The organism is Brevibacillus sp. NRS-1366, assembly GCF_050467985.1.
Map to the genome: position 1 here is coordinate 1 of NZ_JBITPN010000012.1, position 18,380 is coordinate 18,380.

Sequence of the window (18,380 nt, forward strand, 5' to 3'; positions counted from 1 at the left end):
TTCTTATTAAAGCTAATTGACTGGATTAAAGAACAAGGGTGTACTCATGTCGCAATGGAAAGCACAGGTGTTTTTTGGAAGCCAATCGTCAATTTATTGGAAGCAGAATCAATTGAATTTTTGGTGGTTAATGCTACTCATATGAAAGCAGTCCCTGGAAGGAAAACAGATGTCAAAGATGCCGAATGGATCGCTGAACTTCTTCGTCACGGGTTACTTACAGCTAGCTATATCCCCAATCGAAATCAGCGCGAGTTGAGAGAACTAGTTCGATATCGTCGAAGCATAATTGAAGAGCGAGCACGACAACATAACCGAATTCAAAAGGTTTTAGAGGGCGCAAACATTAAACTTTCCTCTGTTGTATCCGATATTTTAGGAGTTTCTAGCCGAGATATGCTTCATGCAATAGCTGATGGTGAAGAAGATCCTGAGAAACTTGCAAGCTTCGCTCGCCGTACTATGAAACGAAAAAAAGATGAACTAGAGTTAGCTCTTCGAGGATATGTGAACCCCCACCAACGTCTTATGATAAAGACCATCTTAAATCACATTGAATTTCTGAATGAACAAGTCGAAAAATTAGACCGTGAGGTCTCTCAGCGAGTCATTTCTTTCCAAGAAGATGTTGAACGATTAGACTCCATACCAGGAATTGCGACTCGTATGGCTGAACAAATCTTATCTGAAATTGGAACAGATATTGAGAAACAATTTCCAAGTGCAGCACATTTATGTTCATGGGCAGGACTAGTGCCTGGGTACAACGAAAGCGCCGGAAAAAGAAAGTCATCTAAAACAAAAAAAGGAAACAAATATTTAAAATCTGCATTAACGGAAGCAGCTCATTCAGTAAGAGGCTCTAAAAATTACCTCGGTGCTTTGTATAGGCGAACAGCAGCACGAAAAGGTAAAAAACGAGCAGCAATTTCTGTAGCTCATGCCATGCTAAGAATCTCCTATTATCTACTTACCCGTAAAGAAATGTATGTCGCTTTAGGAGAAGATTTTTTTGAGAAGCAAAAACAGCAGTTCATAGTAAGGCATTCCGTTCAAAGATTAGAAAAGCTGGGATATACCGTTACTATTACTGAAGCCTCTTAATCTAAGAGAAATATACACAGCATAGAACTCAGACGTTGCTGTTTTTAAAAAGTGAATGAGCTACGTTTTTTTTAGTGTTGCCATTTTTCGTTATACATAGAAATTAATTTTCATGGGAGCTTAACACAGCTGCCAGTCTATACCTTTATTATCCAGTCAAATACTTTATTAATCAGTCTAAAACTCTCAGCACAGTAGAACGTCCCTGCCCGTGGGCCTTTGGACCCACCAACTATACTCCTATTCTGCTCTCGTCCCCGCGGACAGCGAACGCCGGTCATAGGCAACCAACATCATCGCAGCGCCAAGGATCGCGCAAACCATATACATCAAGGAATAGGAGGTCAGGTCCGCCACCGGGCCCATCACGATGCCGCCGAGTGATACGCCCAGATCAGCCATCGCGATGAACAAGCCAATCAGAACATTGCGGTCCTCCTTCGGCAAAACAAAGCTTAAATAGGTCGTCAGTGTCGGATAAAGCAGTGCTTGAGCGGCGCCCATTAATAGTGCACCAGCATAAAACAGAACGGCTCCCGCTACAGCAGCCTGGCTGACGCTAAACGCCGCTGTGGCGAGCAGCAACATCGTGCCCATCATAAAAAAGGAATGCCATTTGCCATCTGACGGTATTTTTTTCCTTAGAGCAAAGCGTGCCGCAACAACAACCGCCGCCTGTAGCATCAAATAGACGGCTGCGCTGCCACTTTCAATCTGCGCAGCGTACAGCGGAATAAAAGTGGTTATCGCACCGAAGATCAGGGACGCGCTCAGCATAAGCACGCTGCTTTTGAACAAATGAGGGTTTTGCACCAATTGACTGAAGGATTGCAGCATCGCCGCCCCCTGGTTACGCTGTTCGGCTTCTCCTGCGGCCTCGACCGACTTAGTATCCATTTTCGCCGTATAGCCCACCACACCAGTCAGTACGGCGATTGCGATCATGATCGCCGCAAACATGTTCATCTCACCTGTCTGCCACATGCCTATGGCAAGCAAAGGGCCGATCATGCCCGGCAGGTAGGAGAACAAGGAATACATAGATATGCCCTGCGAACGATCCTTGTCGGGGAGGGCGTCAATAATTCCCAGCTGCAGCGCCATTGAGAAAAAGGCTGTGCATACCCCCTGCAGCACGCGAGCGACGAAATATCCGCCAAGACCGGTAAACGCATACATTACGAGCGCAACTCCGTTGACAACCAAAATGACGCGCAGCACCTTAATCGGCCCGTGACGCTGAATCAGCCCGCCTGCCCACGGCCGGAAAATCATGGTTGTAAACAGATACGCCCCCATAATGACACCAATTGTTGTATTGGACGCACCCAGCGCTTCCCCTTTCAAAGGGATCATGACATTTAAAATCGAATTGCCGCTAAAATAGAATAGCGTGAGCAAATACAGCCGCAGAAACGGCCAGGCTAAAGCTCCTTTCACCGCTTGTGCTCCTTCCCCATTCTTTGGTTACGTCATACCATGATCTTCCGCAGCAGCTCCCTTGCGTAGGGAGACTGGACATCACTTAAATGTTCCACCTCGATGAGTTCCTCAATCCGGCCACTTCTAATGATCATGACCCTGTCGCATAGATAGGCAGCTGCTTGAATATCGTGGGTGATAAAGATATAGCCCATTCTATGTGTGTCTCTCAAGCCTTTCAGTAATTCAAGCACCTGCATTTGAACAGAGCCGTCGAGTGAGCTAATCGCTTCGTCCAGTACAATGCATGCAGGTTCGGTGGAAACCGCTCTGGCAATGCATACCCGCTGGGCTTCTCCGCCAGACAGTTCGTGGGGATATTTTGGAAGATAGGATGCATCCAGGCCAACATGTACCAACAGGCGCTCAATTTTACTTTGGCGCAACTTCGGCTCCTCCTTTGCAAGTGTCAAGGGCTCAAGCATCGCCTGTTCCACCGTATAGAACGGATTGATGGAGGACGTATAGTCTTGGAATACAGCACTGATACCTCCCCTTCTTGCACTGCGTTCTGATACCGGTTTGCCACCGAACGTGATGGCACCCCGATCCGGCTTTTCTATGCCCAGCAGCAAGCGTCCCAGCGTCGATTTGCCACTTCCGCTTTCGCCGATAATACCAAGGCATTCGCCCTGCTTCCATTCAAAGCCGATGTCGTACAGCACCTGCTGCCACGCCTTAACGAACCAACCGCCTTTTTTGTACGATTTGCACACGCCTTCAACTTTCAGCAACGCCGTCACCTCCCGTCAACTGCATGAAATGACGATTCAGCGCCAGCTTGGACGAAACCAAATAACGGGTATACGGATGCTGGGCACCGGCGAATATGTCCCTGGTCTCGCCTCGCTCTACAATTTCTCCATCCTTCATAACCAATACCTCATCGGCAATACGTTTGACCACGCCCAGATCGTGCGAAACAAAAATCATCGAGCTGCCGATGCGGCTTCGTAATTGTACGAACTGTTCCACTACTTCATATTGCGTAATGGCGTCCAGCGCAGTCGTTGGCTCGTCAGCAATGATAATGTTGGGCTCCAGCACGATAGCGAGCGCGATCATGACTCTCTGCAGCATGCCACCGGACAATTCGTGTGGATAACGGCGCATTACTGCAGGCGGATCTTTGAGACCCACGCTCTCCATCGCTCGTTTTAATTTTTCGGTTATCTCGCCACTGCTCCAATGATAATGCACAGCGAGCGTCTCGCGCAGATGGGCACCGACAGGACGAGACGGATCGAACGCACGCATGCCGTTCTGCATAATCATGCAGAGCCTCCTTCCTCTCACCTTGCGCATCTCTTTCTCGGGAAGCTCGGACAGATTGACCCCGTTTAGGACAATGCGGCCGGATTGGCGAAGACCCGACCTATTAAGCCGCATGACCGCCCGGCAGGTCAGTGACTTTCCGCTGCCGCTTTCTCCGACAATGGCAAGGCATTCTCCTTGTCTGAGGCAAAAGGAGCTGTCCGGAACAAGTATGCGACCTGTTCGGGCGTCCCATATTTTCAAATGATCGACTTCAAGCAAACTCATGTCCGGATTAGGCAACCTCCTTCCCCCGCAGCTTCGGCAAGACTGCGCCGATGCGTGTTTTCGTTCCCCTTCTGGCGGTCATCAATTTCGGATCCAGCGCGGTTTGAAGCGAATCGGACAGGAAATTGACCGCCGATACTACTACAATGATCGCTAGACCAGGAACCAACATCAGCTCTGGACGGGAGAACATGACCGATCTCGCTTCATTCAGCATCATGCCCCACTCTGCATTCGGGGCTTGAATGCCCAGGCCGAGAAAGGACAGACCTGATATTTGCAAAATCATCGATCCGAAGGTACTGCTGGAAATCACAGCAATATCCGGAAGCGCAACCGGCACGATATGCTTCGCCATAATGCTGAAATGGCCGGCGCCGAGCGTTTTGGCGAACTTCACATAATCGGCTTCCGCATATTGCCTGACGGAAGTACGAATGACTCGGGCGAACCATGCCCATTTCATCAGCACAAAGGCGATCAATATATTTTCCAACCCGGCCCCCAGCATGCCGACGATCGCGAGCGTCATCACGTATCCTGGAAAAGAAAGCATGCAGTCGCAAATCCGCATCAGCAGCGCATCTAATTTACCCTTGAAGTAGCCCGCCACAAAGCCGAGTGCAGCTCCGATGCAAGCAGAAGCGGCCAGCGCGACGAGCACCCACAGAACGCTGGGGCGAATCCCGTAAATGAGCCGGGACAATACGCAGCGGCCGAGATGATCGTTGCCAAGCCAATATTGCCAGGATGCTTCCGCAAAACGCAGCTCCATATGTACCTCATTCGGATCGTGGGGGGCAAGGAGAGGCGCGCATAGGCCGATCAACAGGGTGGACGCGACGACGGCAAGCGATGCGGCCCCCAGTTTATCCTTCATCAATTGCACCAGCAGCTTCATTTAAAACTCCTTCCTTAGCCTGGGATTGAGCACCGCATTGATGATGTCGGACAAAGTATTGAACAACACGAAGGCGGCAGCCAGCACCAGGACATACGCCTGGATCATCGGAAAATCCCTGCTGAGTATCGACTTGACGGTCAGTGTCCCCAGACCCGGCCATGCGAAAATGTTTTCCACCACAACCGTGCTGCCCAATATGATGGGAATCGCAAGACCGAATACCGATACAGCGACCTGTAAGGAATTGCGCAAAATATGTAGTGTGATCCTTCTCTCCGGCAAGCCGCACGCTCTGCCGTACAGCACGTAGTCTTCATGCAGATTGCTCAGCATGGAACTACGGATGATCCGGAAATAGATTCCCGCGTAACCGATCACAATGACCGTTACAGGCAAGACGTAGCTGCTGTACGAGTCCATTCCACTGGTTGGAAACCAATCCAGCTTGACGGAAAAATACCAGACCATAAGTGCCGCAAGCCAGTAAGGCGGCATCGAGGTGAGTAAAAAAGAGAAGCCGCGAACGGATAAATCCAGCACTTTCCCCTCTCTCAAAGCACAAACGATGCCAAGTACAATCGACAGGACGATTATGAATAACGCCGATATCAGAGTCAGCTTGAGCGTGTTGAGCAAAGCCGGACCGAGCAACGACCATACCGGTTTACCCGTCACATAGGAGCTTCCGAAATCAAGCTGCAGGCAGGACGTGAGCCAGTCAACGTACCTGGCGAGCAGCGGCCGGTCCATGCCGAGCGCCGTTCTCGTTTCTGCGATTAGCTCATCGGTTACAACCGGCACTTCCTGCGCACGCAGAATAATCTCGGCGGGGTCCATCGGTGACAAGTGGTTCAACACGAAGGTCAGAAATGAAATGACTACAAGCAACGGCAACGCTATGAGAATGCGTTTCACGATGTAACCGCCTAACATTCGTTTCTTTCACACCCCTCTGCCGGGAAATAGTTTTTAGCCCCCTACTCGAAATGCATTCGTTCAAAGGGCAGCTCGTATTGGGTTTGCTTGAACGACACACCTTGCAGATTAGCCGGTGCTACAACCGTAACGCTGCCGTTCGTCAGCGGAATAAAGACAGCCTCCTTATGTACGATCGTCAAAATGTCGGCATACAGCGCTTGTCGCGTTTTTTCATCCGCCGTTACCATTACTTCATCAATTTTCTGATACAGCTCCTTCGCCTGAGAGATTCCGCTTGTCGCATGGAGATAAGACGATTTGGAGGCAAAGGCAGCAATGGTGCTTTGCGGGTCATAGGCGAGTCCCCACGTTTGATTGAACAGCAGATCATAGTCGCCCTTCGATCTGCGATTCGCAATGGAGCTGGATTCTTCGCCGATCAATTCGAGCTTCATGCCGATCTTGAGAACTTCATTCTGAATCAGCTCGGCCTGCGTTTTCTGCGAAGAGGAGTTGACATCGTAATACAGCTTCATCGTTAGCGGACGATCATTCTTCATCCGAACCTCCCCTTCTTTCGCCGCAATCCAGCCAGACTGCTCCAACAGACGCTTCGCGGCTTCGGGATCGTATCCGCGCTTCTTCAATCCAATATTGGCATAGTTAACATTGGAGGCGAAAAGCGTTTCCGCCGCCGTTTCCGTCTCGCTGAAGATACTTTGGCTAATTGTCTTCCGGTCGATGGAGTGCCAGATCGCTTCGCGCACCGCCTTCTCGCTGACGGGGCTGTCCGACTTGCTGCTATTGGCTACGATCATCTTCGTATTCATCGGCTCGCTGCGAACAATTTGGTATTTACCCGAATTAGTCAGTCGATTCATCGCTTCTACATCGATGCTGTCGGCGCCGCGATCGTCGGTGAAGACAAAGTTGACTTCGCCTTTTTGCAGTGCCAGCAGGGTTGTCTCGCCCGCAGGCAGCACTTTGGCTGTAATCCGCTTCACCTTGGGCAAGCCGCCCCAGTAACTTTCGTTCGCCTCGAAGCGAGCGTATTGATCGGTCACATGCTCGGCCAGTTTATAGGGCCCGGTGCCGTTGAATCCCGCGACGCCGTCCTTCGTGTTCCCATTCCGAAAATCCTTGGGCGACAGAAACACATATGGGCGGGTCATCGACAGTTCCAGTAACGTCGGGTAATACGGCTCCGTAAGCGTTAATCGAACAGTATGCTCATCCATCACGCTAACTTCCTTAAGCTTTGAGGACAGTTTGATCCACGTGTGCTTGCTCGCATTAAGCTGCACCGCTTCGATATTTTGTTTGACCGCGTCGGCGTTAAATGGCGTTCCATCATGGAAGGAGACACCTTTACGCAAATGAAAAGTGTACGCTTTACCGTCATCGGAGATGTCCCAAGATTCCGCCAGCAGCGGCTTGATGCCGTCCTTGGTGTTTTCGACCAACGATTCGTACACAATGCCCTGCGCCGCCATCGAGCCGGGATACAAATGAGGGTTCATATCGTTAATATCTTTCGCTGTTGCATATACGAGCTCCCGCGCTCCATCCGGCGTTCCCGCGACTTCGCCTCTGCCGTCGCTGCATCCAATCAGCAAGACGATGGCAAATACTGCTGCCAACAGTCCGGGTACTGTTGTTTTGTGCATGTGTGTAACACTCCTCCAAAATGTAATCATTACGATTTGTATCATATTGGTTTATCGTAATGATTCCTATTATCGTTGTCAATCAAAATTCTTGCTCCCTTGGGTACTTCTAGAAAAAGCAAATTTACAACGTTAAGTGAATTGAGACACAAAAACAGCCGGTTTACACCATGTTAAAGGTGTAACCGGCTTTACTCTTTTGAATATTTAAAATCCGCATTAACGGAAGCAGCTCATTCAATAAGAGGCTCGAAAAATTACCTTGGTGCTTTGTATAGGCGAACAGCAGCACGAAAAGGTAAAAAACGAGCTGCTATTTCAGTAGCCTATGCCATGTTAAGAATCTCCTACTATCTACTTACCCGCAAAGAAAACCGGGAGGCGCGATGCCGGCCAGGTGCTCGCTAACGGAGGGCTGGGGCTATTGTTATGCACGGCAAATTGGGCGTATCCGCATCCGCTTTGGTGGTACGCCTTATTTTACCTGTTCCGTTCACTTGGTGCTGCCATACTTCCCGCTTAAAAAGCTGTCGACCTGGATCGACAGCCTTTTAAGCGGGAAGTATGGTTATCCAATCAAAAGCGTGACGAACGACTCTCGATCCAGATTACCAAAGAACTCCTGGATATTTATATCTGCGAGAAGCGCACTGACGGATGGACGATCATATGGAAGGCTCATTGATAGAAAACAGCAGATAATCATCATGATCAGGCAAACATCGGTCAGCCTCCATCCCAAAAGCATTCTTCCCTCCTATCCTTCAAAGACCTGTCTTATCGTCTGGTACTTATGGCCATGGTACATCGCATTTGCGGACTCCCCGAATTTCGTCGATGTATGTCGTAAGCATATAGTCTTTAAAAGTAAAGCGGTAGTTTTTTTTCATAACTCGATTTCGCCTGTAACAAGCAAAGCCTGTAACGTAATAAACAGTTGATAATGAACCGCAGGATTACGCAGATCTTGTCCAAGCAGATTCTCAATTTTTTGAATGCGATAACGTAGCCCACTCATTGATAAAGACAGGTCGTTCGCTGTCTGTTCAAGGTTCCCGCCGTTTTCCAAGAATACGTAGAGCGTTTTTATCAATTCCGCATTTTTATTGTAACGGCTGTCGTAGAGCGTCCCTAACAGTTGTTGAGCGCTCTTTTTGATAGCGCTCTCATTTTTGCTGTTTATTAAAAGGCCCACAACACCAAGTGACTCAAACAACACGACTTTTCTGGTCGTAGGAGTGCTCATGCGCAAGGAGATCATTGCTTCATCATAAGAATCGGATGCGCGGTCGATGTGTTCAGATTTTGAACTGATGCCGATTTGGAAGGTACATTTCTTGAACAAGTTTGCTACATACTCGATAAAATTGGTAGAGAATCCCGAAATATCCCCCTTATTGAGGGACTCGGTTTGAACTAACAGCACAATGTTGCCTGAGCGTTGCCCAATTAACACATTCCATTTCTTGTCTTTAAAGTACTGAAGGGTAGATTCCATTACCTCTTCATGAATAAGAAGTTCATTTTCCATTTGTCCTTGCTTCTGTTGAGATTGTAATACCACGATGTAATAATGCTGTTCCAAGTCCAAGTTGATATAGCTTCCGCGCTTGAGGATTTCCTTTTTGGAAGCAAATTGGCCCTGCAGCAATTGTTCCAAAAAATGCCCCTTCATTCGCTCATCTGCTTCAAAGCTTGTCTTTTCATTTAACAAGTAAAGGGAAGAGACTGTAGCAATCCTCTCCAGGATGATAAGATCAATCTCAGGACAGTTGTCCACATTTGCTACATAGACAAAAGAACAATAACCGATAATCTTCTTGCGGAGTACAATCGGGGTAATCAAACGTGAATGACAGAGCGCATTGATTTTACTCGTAAGTGCAAAAGATTCATAGTGGTTTACTTTCTGTTCATGGATTGCCTTCCTGTTTTTTTGCAGATACGTTTTGAAATCATCATCGATCCTAGCAAACTGTTCCGGTGGTAACCCAGCATAGGCAAACGCGCGAAATTTGGCATCTTCAATGATTAGTGGCATACCGGTCGTTTCATAGACAACATCGGCGATCGATTGCAAATCATTGCCATTAATAATCTCTTCCGTTAATTTTTTGTGAATGTTCGATGTTCGAGATAGATTGTTACGCTCTTCCAACAGCTTTTCATAGGTCACTTCCAGTTCTTTCACAATGGGTGTGTCTTCGTAGTACTGCAGAATATCGTCAACTTCCCCGTTCCATAGCTCTAGCGATTTTCCCACCCAACGGCACTCGGTGTGTCCTGTTCCCGTACAAGCCAGTTCCTTTACAATGACCGTGTGATTAAAGATGGCAGACAAATATCCGCTGGCATAACCAATTAAAGTGTAACAGACCGGTGTTTCTGAGTAGCCGAATCGATATATGTGTTCTTCAGCTTCATAGGAGTTAACCCAGACACCTTCCATGTGAATCGATTTCAACGATTGATCTGGGGCGCGATCCACCTTTAGGAAAGTTGTTCTAACGCCCGTATGGCCTTTAATCATATGCAAGGCAGGTCCGGTCGAAATGACATCTTCTACTGAGGGCAAATTCATTTCCATTGCCTTCTTCGCGTCTTTTACTCCGAGGTCCCATCCGTAACGGATGAGGAAGCCTTTCATTCGTTCCATCCCGATATTCGTAATCAAATCTTTGCGAAGCGTTCCAAATGCTGAAGCTGAAATGACTATCATTCGTTCATCGTTCATGTAAATTGTTCCGTTTTGCTCTGACAGAGTTAGATGGTCGTATAATTGCTTTAGATTGGTCAACTGTCATCACACCTTTTTCCAGATTGAAACCTGACGGTGCGCTACGGATCCACTAATTCAACCACCATATTACTGAGCGGATACGTTTTACAAGCGAGTGAATATCCCCGCTCCCGGTCTTCACCAGGCAGAACTTCACGAGAAGAGAGACCAAGCATATACTCGCCTTCGAGTACTTTTATTTTACACATTCCACATCCTCCCCTACAACAACCAAACGGAATGTTCACGAGATGCCGACGTGCTGCTTGCAGAAGGTCATGCTCTTTTTTACATTCAAACCTTTTTTCTCGAAGAGTAATTTGAAACATAGAAAATCTCTCCTCCCTATTTAATGAAAAACCCAAATCGGACTGTGTTTTAATAAAACCTTGAAAAAGACAGTCCGATTTGCAATGTGGAAATATGGCAAGAGCTTTTTTTAGGAGAGAGCAAGGCAGACGGTTTTGGCTTCGGTAAAGAACTCCAAGCTGTGATGTCCACCTTCACGCCCGATCCCGCTTTTCTTGAAACCGCCAAAAGGTGCACGTAGGTCGCGGACAAACCAGCAATTCACCCAGATCGTACCGGCTCGAACTCTATGGGCAACTCGATGAGCCCGCTGCAAGTTATCCGTCCAGATTACTCCATTGAGTCCATACTCCGTGCTGTTGGCAATCTGCAATGCTTCCTCTTCCGTGTCAAATGGAATCAGCGTCACGATCGGTCCAAAGATTTCCTCTTGGCAAATACGCGCTTTCGGATTTTCCTGAATATAAATGGTAGGCTCCAAATAGAATCCGTGTTTCAGGTAATCAGGTAGCTCAGGCCGCTTTCCGCCGAACACCAGTTTCGAGTTTTCCTCTTCAGCAATTTTGATGTAGCGGGTTACCTTGTCGTAATGCTCTTTACTGACAAGGGGCCCCATGTTGGTGCTGGAATCTTGCGGATCACCTACCTTCAGTTTAGAGGCGGCATCCTTAAAACGCTCGACAAACTCGTCAAAAATACTCCTCTGGACGAGTATTCGCGATCCGGCAAGACATACTTGACCTGAGTTTAAGAAGGCAGCGCGGATCGAAGTAGGTATCGCTTTGTCTAAATTTGCGTCTTCGAAGACGATGTTGGCTGCCTTGCCTCCGAGTTCAAACGAGACACGCTTTAGGGTGTCCGCTCCATTTTTCATGATCGCTTTACCTGTTGTTGTCTCCCCTGTGAAGGAGATGAGGTCAACTTCTGGGTGAGTCGTCATGAACTCGCCGGTAGAGTGTGGGCCAAAGCCTTGTACGATGTTTACCACGCCGTCCGGAATACCCGCTGCTTTGGCAATCTCGCCGAGCAACGATACGGTCATCGGAGTCGGTTCAGCGGGCTTGATCACCGCTGTGTTTCCTGTCGCGAGGCACGGCCCCAGCTTCCAGGTGGTCAGCATGAAAGGCAAATTCCAAGGAGTAATCAATGAAGCTACACCGACTGGCTCATATCTGGTGTAGTTCAAATACTCCTCTTCCATGGGATATGTCTCGCTACCCTGTTGTTCCATAAAATCCGCAAAAAACTGTAAGTTATGGGCAGCCCGTGGAATTTCAAACTCATACGCCACCGGGAACGGTTTTCCTACATCCAATGCTTCCAGGCGGGCGAGTTCTTCTCTGCGCTCCATGATGATTTCTGCCATTCGACGAATCTTTGCACAACGCTCTTTTATTGTCATGGTACGCCACGGGCCTTCTTCAAACGCACGGCGGGCTGCCAGACAAGCGCGATCAACATCTTCTTTTGTCGCCTCGTGGACGATTGCAATCACGTCTTGCGTAGCAGGATTGTGAACAGCAAAGGTTTTATTTGCGGAGGATGTGACGTATTCTCCATCTATGAACAACTTGATTTCTCTTGTCTTTGATGTGATTTCTGTCATGGTTTCCACTCTCCTTTTATTTGGATTGCCGCTTTTTGACGGATTCTCCGGCAATCCCCCAATGTTCCGGCGCCATTTCGTTAATCATTACGCGGACAGTCTCAATCGGTGACTCCAAGATACTGGCAACCGTCTGCGTGACTTCGAAAATCAGCTTCTCTTTCTTTTCGGGAGAACGTCCTGCCAAGATATTGATTTGAATTAACGGCATCGAAAAGCCCCCTTTTAATTGGTAAAGAATGCCGTAGCAGAGCCAAGGCCGTCCATGCTCACTGTTATCAGGTCACCCGCTGAAACAGCCGTCGCTTCACACAGGGCACCGCTTAACACAATCTCGCCTGGTTGAATCGACTGTCCGGCTTCTGCCAATTTGTTTACCATCCAGGCAATCGCTCTCGCTGGATGTCCCATCACGGCAGCACCAGTACTGGTGGAGATGACCTGTCCGTTCTTTTTGAACACCATTCCCATCAGCCGCAAGTCTGCTTCGTCCGGTTTGAAATACGGCCCTCCCAGGATAAAGCGTGACGAAGATGCATTGTCTGCGATGACGTCAGGAAGTGTGAATGAGAAATTACGGTAGCGGCTATCGATGATCTCCAATGCTGGCATTACGTACGCCGTTGCGTCGAGCACCTCTGGTACCGAGACACTTGACCCTTTTAGCTCGCGCTTGAAAACAAACGCAATTTCCGGCTCTATCTTGGGATGAATAAACGGTGCCAAGGAAATCGGTGTATCCTCGGTTAAACGCATGCTGTCCAACAAAACACCGTACACAGGTTCGTGGACACCCATCATCTGCTGTTTGGCAACGCTCGTCAGCCCCAATTTTCGGCCGGCGATTTTGGTTTTCTCCGCTTCGCACTTCATCTCGATCAGCCGTTCCTGAGCTCGATACGCCAGGTCTGCATTCAATTGGGGGTAATTGTCCACAAACTTGTCTACCTCGAAGGCTTCCCTCTCTGCGCTGAAAAGGGCTGTCGCTATGTTGTCGATGGTTTCTTTTTGAAGCAACACATTCGCCTCCTTTACACGTAATAAAATCCCATCTTTTCACTTGGAGCTTGCAATTTTTGCTGCGATTTCTACAATTAAGTCTTCTTGCCCGCCAATTGCCTTGCGTTTTCCGAGTTCAACTAATATGTCTCGTTCATCCACATTGAATTTTTTGGCGGCGTCTTGTGTGTGTAGCAAAAAGCTGGAATAAACGCCGGAATAGCCCATAATTAAACTGGAGCCGGTAATCTCCTGCGATCGCGGCATAAATTTCGCGACAATCTGATTGGCTACGTCCATAATCGGATACAGCTCAACCCCTGTTTTATAACCCAAGCGGTCAAAAACCGCTACCATTACCTCTGTTTGCGTATTTCCGCTGCCTGCTCCCAAGCAACGGAGACTGCCATCGATATAGGTAGCCTCTTCTTCCACCGCGGCTACGGTGTTGGCCAACGCCAAGGAAAGGTTATTGTGCCCGTGAAAGCCAATATCGCAAGTGAGGCTTTGGCGCATGGCTGCAATTCGCTCCTTCACTTCATGGGGAAGCAAAGCTCCTGCCGAATCGACGGCGTAAACGATCTCTGCCCCGAAGCTCTCGAAAAGCTTCGCCTGTTCGACAAGCATCTCAATGGGCGCCATATGAGCCATCATTAGGAAACCTACCGTTTTTAAACCAAGCTTGCGCCCAAGTTCGATGTGCTGTTTCGCGACGTCAGCTTCCGTGACGTGCGTAGCGACGCGTACCATGGTTGCTCCTGCCCGTACTGCTTCTTCCAGATCTTCTTTCATTCCGATACCGGGCAGCAAAAGCACAGAGATTTTCGCCTGTTTGCACTCTTCGGCAGCTGCGGCAATCAACTTCATTTCGTCGACGGCGGATAAGCCATATTGCAGGGAAGAACCTCCCAGACCATCGCCGTGGGAGACTTCAAAATACTCGATGCCTGCTTCGTCAAGGCCGCGTGCAACATCGCGAACTTGTTTTTCTGTGAAAGCGTGTTTCATCGAATGACTTCCGTCACGCAGCGTCACATCGACCAGATGAAGTTTTGAATGAGTTGCTGTCATCGTTCTTCCTCTCCCTCGATCCCTATTTGTTTAATAGCGTCTGCTTTTTGGCAAATTCCTCGCCGACCTTTGCAGCGGCTGCAGTCATGATATCGAGATTACCCGAATAAGAAGGGAAGAAGTCTCCCGCTCCTTCTACTTCAATAAAGACCGTGATTCGGTTGCCTTCAATGATCGGTTCACGGATCAATCGGTAGCCCGGAACATATGTCTGTACCGATGCAACCATCATTTTGATCGAGTTGGCAATCTCTGCTTCCTTGCCTTCCTCTGCAAAAAGAGCGTGAACGGTATCGCGCATGATAATTGGCGGATCGGCCGGATTCAAGATGATGATGGCCTTGCCTTTCTTTGCTCCGCCGATGATCTCAATCCCACGTGCTGTGGTTCTGGTGAACTCGTCGATATTTGCCCTCGTTCCCGGACCAGCGCTTTTGCTTGAAACGGTTGCCACAATTTCCGCGTACTCGACTTGCGATACACGATTGATCGCGTGCACAATCGGGATGGTCGCCTGTCCGCCGCATGTGATCATGTTGACGTTGGGCGCATCCAAGTGCTCTCCAAGGTTGACGGTTGGCACAACAAACGGTCCAACTGCCGCCGGGGTCAAATCAATGATCTGCTTGTTGATTACGCGAAGCAAATTGTCGTGGATGACATGCGTTTTGGCCGAGGTCGCATCGAAGACAATGTCAGCCAGATCGGGGCGAGCCAAAAATCCGTCAATTCCGTTGTCGATCACATGATAACCGCGGTCCCTGGCGCGTTTTAAGCCTTCGGACCCCGGGTCAATCCCTATCATAACACCCATTTCCAGCCATTCGCTTCGTTCGATTTTGTACATCAAATCGGTCCCAATGTTGCCTGAACCAAGAATCGCCACTTTCACTTTCTTCATTTTTCTGCCTCCTTCCCCTATCCAAATGTTACTGATACCGAGCCAATATGCGCGAACTCTGCTGTAAACGTATCCCCCGAGCGAATTGGAACAGCTACAGTCAACGCACCGGATAAAATCACTTCACCAGCTTTCAGTGAAATGCCGTATTCTCCGAGGACGTTTGCCAGCCAAGCCACTGCCTGCAGAGGGTTGCCCATCACGGCAGCGCCTGCTGCAGTGACGATTTGTTGGCCGTTACGGGTAACCACCATCCCGATGTGATGGAGGTCGAGGTTTAGTAGATGTGTCGGTTTTCCGCCCAGAATCGCCCGTGCAGATGAACCGTTGTCGGCTACGGTATCTTCGAATTTGATTTTCCAGTCGCGAATCCGACTGTCGATCACCTCAAAAGCTGGCACTACATAGGCGGTGGCCTCTATCACATCTGCCACGGAGACACCAGGTCCATGCAAATCCTTTTTCAAGACAAAGCCAATTTCTGACTCGAGCTTGGGTTCGATAAATCCATCGAGCGATAGGGTATCTCCGTCTACGTGCATCATGGAATCCAGCAAATGCCCGTAATCGGGTGTGGTTACATGAAACATCTGTTGCATGGCTTCGCTCGTTAAGCCAATCTTCTTTCCAACGATTTTCGCGCCTTTTTCGACTTTCGCATTGATTTGCGCGATTTGAATTTGATACGCATCTGTCACTGAAATCTCGGAGTATGTTGTCGTTAGCGGCTGAATCGGGACGGTCATTTGTTCCGCATATAGTAATTGGTTCGCGATTTCTTCATGCTTGATTCTTGTCATTTTTATTCTCACATCCTTTTATGTGAGTGCTTTGGTAAAGGACTCGATCATTTCTCTTCTGTGGTAGAATATACCGGCTGCAATTTGATCTTCTGTCCAAGTAATTGTCGGGAAATCAGCGTAGGAGATGTAGCCGCTCGCAAATGCTTCATTACGATTACCGGACGGATCAAAGAAATAAACGGTTTGTCCGCGGGTAATCCCGTGACGTGTCGGTGTTACTTCGACAGTTACTTTGTTTTTGGATAATATGTCTGCGGCTTTCAGCACTTCATACCAGTTATCCACGTAAAATCCGGCGTGGTGGAATTTCTTGTCAGGACCTTTGACAAAAGCAAGGTCATGAGCTTTATTTGTCGTAGCGAGGAAACTGCCAATCATCACTTCACCGTCGACGGTGACCACTTTTTCGCTTTGTCTGAAGCCCAACACTTCAATGAAGAAGCGTGTGACGGTTTCGAGATCTTCACCGGTCAACAAAGCGTGATCAAGTCGGTGCGGCGCAATCCCGCGCAAGTTATCCGGCCACGGGGCGGGATTAAGTACGCCGACTCCTGTCCCGACATGTTCAATCTCCGTGTAGAGTTCGACATGATGACCTGTCGGAATCTCAAAACGAATTGCCTCGCCTTCTGCAAGTCGGGTTCCCCGATGCAATCGTTTCAAAGTGCAGCCGAACTGCTCAATCTTCTTTTCCAGCTTTTCCAAGGCGTGAATGTCGGACACTTTAAATGCCATGTGATCCATCCCCGGTGAATCCGCTTTTTGCAGAGTGATGCTGTGGTGGTCGTACTCATCCCACGCCTTTAAATAAACGCGGGATTCATCGCGCCCCATTTCCTCCAAGCCGATTACCTCGGTATAGTACTTTACAGACTCTTCCAAATCCATCACACGAAGCTCTAAGCGACCAATGCGGAGAATACTCAAGAGTAACGCCCCCTTTAAATAAAATGAAAATTGCGTAAATTATCACGACACTCCTATCCTGAAACGCTCCGATCTATTTTAAATCGTTAGCAAACGTAAGGCTGCCTCGCAGCAGAGCCGATCCTGCTCTTCTGAACCGCCACTTACACCAATTCCGCCAGCTAGCTTTTTGTTATGAAAAATGGGATACCCACCGCCAAACACCACTAGGCGCGGCGTGTGGACAATTCCTGCCTTGAGCGCAGGCTGCTTCTCGATCAATGGGTACCACTCGTGTGTCGGCAAGCCAAACGCGACTGCTGTATACGCCTTGTTTTGCGCTATATCGATACTTAATAACGGAGCGCTGTCCATCCGCGAAAATGCGATTAGATGGCCGCCCGTGTCTGTGACTGCGATATCTACAGCCACCTGTAACTCTTCTGCCTTCGCTTTTGCCGCCAGAATCATTTGCTGGGCCAACTCGTTTGATATCGTTTTTTTCTCAATGAACACTTTCATTTACCCTCTCTTTGCTTTTTTCAACGCAATCTGCCTTGTTCAGCCATTTGATCGCCAGCGTTTTGTTGAACGCTTTTTTGTATGGATAGAACAGTTTCATTTCCAGTTTGGCCGCACCATCATTCCGTTTGGAAACGTAGGCAGTTCCCCTGCAAATGTGCCGATCGATCCGGACTTCAACCTCATAGGCCCCGTCAGCAGGCAAGGTGTAGTGCTGATGGGGGGTTACTTCAGCTTGTATTCCACCCTTTCTGCGTTCCCTGGTATTGAGTAGGACTGCCTCCCCTCTTGTTTCATAGAAATCTCCAAGGTATTGCGGAATGTCGCCGACATCTCCTGCGAGCAGTGATTCCCGAATGATGGTGGAACTGATTTTCCGACCTGCCAGATTAACCTTCGGGATCGTACTCACACGAAACATCCCCATCCCGTCAGCCTCGATCGTTTTCATGTTGCCTTTGCCAAGGTACCCATACGTAAAATCAAACCCGGCGACCACATGCTCCGCTCTCAATCCAATAATGTACCAATGGATGAAATCTTTCGGGGAAACCCTCGCAAATTGCCAATCAAACCGAATGACATAGAGGATTTCGACCCCTAATTGCGCGAAGATCTCTTCTTTCACTGCCAATGGCGTTAAATAGTTGAATGTCACTTTTTCTTGGCTGATCACTTCTTTTGGGTGAGGGTAGAATGTCAGCAGTGCCAGCTTGAGGTTTCGTTTTTGGGCAAGTTGTTTGGCATGGTGGATCAATTGACGATGTCCCAGGTGCACCCCATCAAAAAAGCCAAGCGCCATTACACAGGGCTCAATACCTGCCACAAATGACTCGGAGCAATGGGTGACATACACAGTTTTCACAT

At 48.6% G+C, this 18,380-nt stretch carries 19 protein-coding genes and 1 pseudogene; 2 read left to right on the forward strand and 18 right to left on the reverse strand.

Features of this window, described 5'->3' with window-relative positions:
- Positions 1–1,104, forward strand: a 1,104-nt coding sequence (locus tag ACIFQN_RS06715) for an IS110 family transposase (protein ID WP_429832284.1), incomplete at its 5' end; no start/stop codon positions are given.
- Positions 1,105–1,344: 240 nt separating this feature from the next.
- Here ACIFQN_RS06715 and cntE read toward each other — a convergent pair.
- The 6 genes from cntE to cntA are packed head-to-tail and all read right to left on the reverse strand — an operon-like array spanning position 1,345 to position 7,617.
- Positions 1,345–2,544 (reverse strand): staphylopine family metallophore export MFS transporter CntE, encoded by a 1,200-nt coding sequence (cntE, locus tag ACIFQN_RS06720; RefSeq protein ID WP_429832285.1) that lies wholly within the window; start codon positions 2,542–2,544, stop codon positions 1,345–1,347.
- Positions 2,545–2,576: 32 nt separating this feature from the next.
- The gene (locus ACIFQN_RS06725; RefSeq protein ID WP_429832286.1) at positions 2,577–3,320 is read right to left on the reverse strand and encodes an ABC transporter ATP-binding protein; all 744 of its coding nucleotides are present in this window, start codon (positions 3,318–3,320) and stop codon (positions 2,577–2,579) included.
- A complete protein-coding gene (gene cntD, locus ACIFQN_RS06730; RefSeq protein ID WP_429832287.1) occupies positions 3,307–4,128 on the reverse strand; it encodes a staphylopine uptake ABC transporter ATP-binding protein CntD in 822 nt (273 codons plus the stop codon). Before cntD ends, ACIFQN_RS06725 begins: the two co-directional genes overlap by 14 nt.
- Positions 4,129–4,135: 7 nt before the next feature.
- The gene (gene cntC, locus ACIFQN_RS06735; protein ID WP_429832288.1) at positions 4,136–5,029 is read right to left on the reverse strand and encodes a staphylopine uptake ABC transporter permease subunit CntC; all 894 of its coding nucleotides are present in this window, start codon (positions 5,027–5,029) and stop codon (positions 4,136–4,138) included.
- Entirely contained in the window at positions 5,030–5,965 is a 936-nt protein-coding gene (opp1B, locus tag ACIFQN_RS06740; protein ID WP_429832289.1) for a nickel/cobalt ABC transporter permease, read from the reverse strand. It abuts the gene before it with no gap.
- Between the two features lie 44 nt (positions 5,966–6,009).
- Positions 6,010–7,617 (reverse strand): staphylopine-dependent metal ABC transporter substrate-binding lipoprotein, encoded by a 1,608-nt coding sequence (gene cntA / locus ACIFQN_RS06745; protein ID WP_429832290.1) that lies wholly within the window; start codon positions 7,615–7,617, stop codon positions 6,010–6,012.
- A 367-nt stretch (positions 7,618–7,984) separates the two neighbouring features.
- Between cntA and ACIFQN_RS06750 the strand changes: the two are divergent.
- Positions 7,985–8,104, forward strand: a pseudogene (locus ACIFQN_RS06750) (DUF92 domain-containing protein); the annotation flags it as partial.
- Between the two features lie 81 nt (positions 8,105–8,185).
- Here the strand turns inward: ACIFQN_RS06750 and ACIFQN_RS06755 are convergent.
- The 12 genes from ACIFQN_RS06755 to ACIFQN_RS06810 all read right to left on the reverse strand — a co-directional run bounded on the left by ACIFQN_RS06755 (position 8,186) and on the right by ACIFQN_RS06810 (position 18,378).
- Positions 8,186–8,365: a hypothetical protein gene (locus tag ACIFQN_RS06755; RefSeq protein WP_429832291.1), complete on the reverse strand. Its 180-nt coding sequence runs from the start codon at positions 8,363–8,365 to the stop codon at positions 8,186–8,188.
- 138 nt (positions 8,366–8,503) lie between these two features.
- Entirely contained in the window at positions 8,504–10,414 is a 1,911-nt protein-coding gene (locus tag ACIFQN_RS06760) for a XylR N-terminal domain-containing protein (RefSeq protein ID WP_429832292.1), read from the reverse strand.
- Between the two features lie 41 nt (positions 10,415–10,455).
- The gene (locus ACIFQN_RS06765; RefSeq protein ID WP_429832293.1) at positions 10,456–10,725 is read right to left on the reverse strand and encodes a 2Fe-2S iron-sulfur cluster binding domain-containing protein; all 270 of its coding nucleotides are present in this window, start codon (positions 10,723–10,725) and stop codon (positions 10,456–10,458) included.
- Between the two features lie 110 nt (positions 10,726–10,835).
- Positions 10,836–12,311 carry an aldehyde dehydrogenase gene (locus ACIFQN_RS06770; protein WP_429832294.1) on the reverse strand — a complete coding sequence of 492 codons (1,476 nt, stop codon included), beginning with the start codon at positions 12,309–12,311 and terminating at the stop codon, positions 10,836–10,838.
- Positions 12,312–12,327: 16 nt separating this feature from the next.
- Complete coding sequence (locus ACIFQN_RS06775) at positions 12,328–12,522, reverse strand: 2-hydroxymuconate tautomerase (RefSeq protein ID WP_429832295.1); 195 nt, start codon at positions 12,520–12,522, stop codon at positions 12,328–12,330.
- A gap of 14 nt (positions 12,523–12,536) precedes the next feature.
- On the reverse strand, positions 12,537–13,328 hold the full coding sequence (locus ACIFQN_RS06780; protein ID WP_429832296.1) for a 2-keto-4-pentenoate hydratase: 792 nt from the start codon (positions 13,326–13,328) through the stop codon (positions 12,537–12,539).
- Between the two features lie 39 nt (positions 13,329–13,367).
- Positions 13,368–14,381, reverse strand: coding sequence for a 4-hydroxy-2-oxovalerate aldolase (gene dmpG, locus ACIFQN_RS06785; RefSeq protein ID WP_429832297.1), 1,014 nt, complete (start codon positions 14,379–14,381; stop codon positions 13,368–13,370).
- Between the two features lie 22 nt (positions 14,382–14,403).
- Complete coding sequence (locus ACIFQN_RS06790; RefSeq protein WP_429832298.1) at positions 14,404–15,282, reverse strand: acetaldehyde dehydrogenase (acetylating); 879 nt, start codon at positions 15,280–15,282, stop codon at positions 14,404–14,406.
- Between the two features lie 17 nt (positions 15,283–15,299).
- The gene (locus ACIFQN_RS06795) at positions 15,300–16,082 is read right to left on the reverse strand and encodes a 2-keto-4-pentenoate hydratase (RefSeq protein ID WP_429832299.1); all 783 of its coding nucleotides are present in this window, start codon (positions 16,080–16,082) and stop codon (positions 15,300–15,302) included.
- A gap of 18 nt (positions 16,083–16,100) precedes the next feature.
- Positions 16,101–17,012, reverse strand: a complete 912-nt coding sequence (locus ACIFQN_RS06800) for a catechol 2,3-dioxygenase (protein WP_429832300.1) — start codon at positions 17,010–17,012, stop codon at positions 16,101–16,103.
- 78 nt (positions 17,013–17,090) lie between these two features.
- Positions 17,091–17,513, reverse strand: coding sequence for a GlcG/HbpS family heme-binding protein (locus ACIFQN_RS06805; protein ID WP_429832301.1), 423 nt, complete (start codon positions 17,511–17,513; stop codon positions 17,091–17,093).
- A complete protein-coding gene (locus ACIFQN_RS06810) occupies positions 17,497–18,378 on the reverse strand; it encodes a cytidyltransferase (RefSeq protein WP_429832302.1) in 882 nt (293 codons plus the stop codon). Before ACIFQN_RS06810 ends, ACIFQN_RS06805 begins: the two co-directional genes overlap by 17 nt.
- Between the last annotated feature and the right edge of the window lie 2 nt (positions 18,379–18,380).

Bases quoted from the DNA above. Each gene is read 5' to 3' on its own strand.
- ACIFQN_RS06795 (WP_429832299.1), bottom strand. From the start codon at position 16,082: ATGACAAGAATCAAGCATGAAGAAATCGCGAACCAATTACTATATGCG.
- ACIFQN_RS06755 (WP_429832291.1), bottom strand. From the start codon at position 8,365: ATGCTTTTGGGATGGAGGCTGACCGATGTTTGCCTGATCATGATGATT.
- cntC (WP_429832288.1), bottom strand. From the start codon at position 5,029: ATGAAGCTGCTGGTGCAATTGATGAAGGATAAACTGGGGGCCGCATCG.
- cntD (WP_429832287.1), bottom strand. From the start codon at position 4,128: ATGAGTTTGCTTGAAGTCGATCATTTGAAAATATGGGACGCCCGAACA.
- ACIFQN_RS06775 (WP_429832295.1), bottom strand. From the start codon at position 12,522: ATGCCGTTAATTCAAATCAATATCTTGGCAGGACGTTCTCCCGAAAAG.
- ACIFQN_RS06790 (WP_429832298.1), bottom strand. From the start codon at position 15,282: ATGAAGAAAGTGAAAGTGGCGATTCTTGGTTCAGGCAACATTGGGACC.
- cntA (WP_429832290.1), bottom strand. From the start codon at position 7,617: ATGCACAAAACAACAGTACCCGGACTGTTGGCAGCAGTATTTGCCATC.
- ACIFQN_RS06770 (WP_429832294.1), bottom strand. From the start codon at position 12,311: ATGACAGAAATCACATCAAAGACAAGAGAAATCAAGTTGTTCATAGAT.
- dmpG (WP_429832297.1), bottom strand. From the start codon at position 14,381: ATGACAGCAACTCATTCAAAACTTCATCTGGTCGATGTGACGCTGCGT.
- ACIFQN_RS06805 (WP_429832301.1), bottom strand. From the start codon at position 17,513: ATGAAAGTGTTCATTGAGAAAAAAACGATATCAAACGAGTTGGCCCAG.
- ACIFQN_RS06765 (WP_429832293.1), bottom strand. From the start codon at position 10,725: ATGTTTCAAATTACTCTTCGAGAAAAAAGGTTTGAATGTAAAAAAGAG.
- opp1B (WP_429832289.1), bottom strand. From the start codon at position 5,965: ATGTTAGGCGGTTACATCGTGAAACGCATTCTCATAGCGTTGCCGTTG.